The following is a 233-nucleotide window of genomic DNA, read 5'->3' on the forward strand; positions in this document are numbered from 1 at the left end:
CCGGGCCTTCGAAGCTGCCCACTGGAGGCAAGCCGAGCATGACATTGGTCACTGAAGCCGTGGAGGTCACATCGGCAAGGCTGAACTGGGTGTTGTCGGCAATCAGCGCGGTATCAAGACCAGTTGTGTCCTGGGTGACCGACAGGTTATTGCCTACCGAGGTCGCGGCATTATCCACACTCAGATTGAGGATGTTGTCCACAGTGGCCACTGAGTCGATGTTCGCTTTATGG

General features: G+C 56.7%; 1 protein-coding gene. It reads right to left on the reverse strand.

All coding sequences use genetic code 11. The features are described 5' to 3' along the window. On the reverse strand, nt 1–233 hold a 233-nt coding region (locus tag R0J88_RS23795), incomplete at both ends, for a hypothetical protein (protein ID WP_410901428.1).

It is taken from the genome of Pseudoalteromonas sp. SIMBA_162 (genome assembly GCF_046535955.1).
GTDB classification, from domain to species: Bacteria; Pseudomonadota; Gammaproteobacteria; order Enterobacterales; family Alteromonadaceae; genus Pseudoalteromonas; species Pseudoalteromonas marina.